Origin of the sequence: Rhodococcus sp. (in: high G+C Gram-positive bacteria) (genome assembly GCF_049286785.1) — a bacterium.
Lineage (GTDB): Bacteria > Actinomycetota > Actinomycetes > Mycobacteriales > Mycobacteriaceae > Rhodococcus_F.
Genome location: NZ_JBAQEO010000066.1, coordinates 1 through 2791, shown reverse-complemented (window position 1 = coordinate 2791; position 2791 = coordinate 1). Strand labels below are relative to the sequence as shown.

Below are 2791 nucleotides of genomic sequence, written 5' to 3'. Positions count from 1 at the left end.
AGCGCCTCGATGAGCGGGTTGCCCGCATGCTCCGGCAACTCGGCCGGTCGATAGATTGCTTCCAGCCGGGGGATTGTTTCAACCACAGGCTTCGTGCTCATCGGTTCTTCCTGCACGTATGGCGCGTTCTTTCTTGAGGATCTCCAGGAAATTCACGGGTTCCTCCTGGTCCTCGGGCGGGTCGTGTGGCGGCAGGCGTTTCGATTGCGCCTCGTCCATGACGAATTTCTCGCTTTCCCGCTGTGCGACTTTCTCATCGGTGCGATTTTCGCGGATATCCGACGTCCGTTCGGTTTTGCTCCGGGTATCGGGACCCAAGGCTTTCTTCGCCTTCTTGGCGTTCGACTCGATTTCCTTCATCTTGTCGTCGCGCTCGACCCGCTTGGCCTGGCGATCGGCCTCTCCCGCCGCGATGTTAACCTTGTTCTGCTCGCCAAGCTCTTCCGCTTCGAAGATCGACTTGCCCTGAAATTCGACGCTCCGCGGAAGCAGGGTGCACACCTCGTAACCCTTGGGACAATCCTTGCTGCGTACGTTGCGCAGATAGACCGTCCCCATGTCCCGGAGGTCGAAGGATACATCCACCTTCCAGGGCTTCCGGCGTGCCAGTGCGAACCAGTCTTCGCGCAACGCCGTCGGGGAGGAGTAGTACGCTCCCTTGAAGCGGATCCCGTGGGGTGTGATATCGGCCTGATCCATCGGCATCACGTTGAGCATCATGTTCTCGACGGTGATGCATTTGAGCGCCCCACTGCGGTTCCTTATCCCCCAGTTCCACAACTCGACCGGAGTGGGCGAGATGCCCTCCACGATCATCCCGGCGGGCGGGACGTACCCACGGATAGGCTCGTTGTTGTGCTCGATCACGGCCAGGACAACGAGCTGCGTGAACTCGGCGAGGTTTAGGGCCGCGTTGAGCCGGTAATCCGGGGCGCCGCGCTCCCCGGAATCGGCCTCCAGGTAGCCCGGTGTGAACTGCTTGAACTTGGCCGGGACGATCCCGAACCGGCGTTCCACGAGTGCCTTAAGGTCCGGCCGGCCGGGGCTTGTGTTCTCGATGTCGATCATCAGCTTGTCGATGATGTTTTTCCCGAGGTCCACGCTCGCAAGCTCGCCGCGATCGGCGAGTATCCGCTTCGGCGCTTCATAGGAAGGCCACTCGTCCTCGTCGATATCCAGCCCGATCCGACGGCAGAACTCAGCCTTCGGCGTTACCACGTTCACGAGGACCATCATGGCTCCGATCCAAGACGGTCCCTCGAATCCAACGTAGACGCCCGTAATGAGGCGGCTGAAGACGTCGATTGCGAAGTAGATGACGGGCCGACCCACGATTCGCCGACGGTCGAACTGGGAGATGAGATACACGTCGGCTACGGTCGCGTCGACCTGGAAGCGGTCGCCGGGTCCCTGCACGTCGCCGGTGTTGGTGCCGAGCATCGGCCTTTCGTTAAGGTCCCAATTTTTCTGGCCCCCGCGTCGAATTCTGCGATTTCGATACGATTCGTCGTTTTCCAGGAAATGACGGAACTGACGCAAGGTGGGCCGCTCGTACTCCGGCACAAGGACGACGGACATCCTCCCGTTCTCCTCGACGACGCGGTGCGAGAAGTAGAGTGCGATGACCTTGTCGTGCGCCTCCTTCATTGAAGGTTTCTTTCGGGTCAGGTAAAAATCCACCCCGGATTTCAGCTTCTGACGCACATCTTCGTTCACGCCCATGCCGGTTCCTGGGGTAATCCGGCGGCGCCGCCCCGCCTTCTTCAGGCCCTTGGCATTCCGCTTCTTTCCGAAGCTGCCGCATTTGTGATAATCGGTCCGGAGCGCGTCGTAGGACATCCCCCGTTTCCAGAACAGCTTCAGGAGAGCGGATAGCGTTTGGCGCGTCGCCTTGCACTCCGTGAGCCGTTTTTCGATGATCTGCCCCCGCACGCGGGGGATGAGGATCGCGGCTTCGTTTTCGCCCCGTACCAGCGGCTCGATGAGCCGGTACCGTTTATCATGACGCTTTGCGGCTTTCGTATTGGTTTCATTCATACCTATGCGATTCGCCACCCACTCGTCGTTGAGCTCGACGGTCAACTCTCCTCTCTCATGCCGCTCCTCCAGTACGGCGATAGGGATCGAATAGGGCCAGGAGTCGTCGTCGGTGTTGATGAGCCAGCAGCGCCCGCCGAATCTGTCGACGTAAAGCAGCCTGTCCAGGGCGCCGGTCGCCGTGTCCCGAAGCAGCATCCTTTCAGCAAGCACTAGCTGGCTGCGCACAGCGCGTTCCTCCCGAAGTTCGGGTTCACGGCGAAGGAAGAGGCCGGACGGTCCTGGAGCGGGCCGACCGAAAGATCCGCAGTTAGCACCTTCCGCGCCAACAGGTGGCGAAGGAGCGTGAGACCAGCTCCCGGGAATAGCCCGAACGCGGAGTCGAACTCTTGGCAGAGACGCCACGCCGGCGTGTGGGGTGCCCGCATGAACGCTTCCAGGAAACGGGTCGAGTAGACAGCGAAAAGGCCCGGTTCTCCGAGGCAATCCTCGCCAAAGCACGGGAAGATCCATTCGAGGTTCCGAGCGAACGGGGTCTTGACCTCCCGATCCGTGACCAGCTTCCACTCGACCCCGCGCTCTTCGAGGTAGATGCGCTCGATCTCCAGCTTTTCGAGGACCCTGTCGTCGTCGAGGTCGGACGCTTCCTTGACGGCGCGTGCGCACGCGAGGTATCGGTTCCCATTTCGGACCGTAAGGAGGAAGTCGGTCGTCATGACGACGAAGGTACCGGTCCTCGTCTCGAAGGGGTGCC

At 60.9% G+C, this 2791-nt stretch carries 2 protein-coding genes; both read right to left on the bottom strand.

Annotated features, from left to right (window positions below):
• Positions 1 to 78: 78 nt before the first annotated feature.
• Entirely contained in the window at positions 79 to 2265 is a 2187-nt protein-coding gene (locus tag WAW17_RS02470; RefSeq protein WP_422331436.1) for a Mu transposase C-terminal domain-containing protein, read from the bottom strand.
• Positions 2250 to 2791: TnsA endonuclease N-terminal domain-containing protein (locus tag WAW17_RS02465; RefSeq protein ID WP_422331435.1), on the bottom strand; the 542-nt coding region annotated here is incomplete at its 5' end. The genes WAW17_RS02470 and WAW17_RS02465, both read right to left, overlap by 16 nt.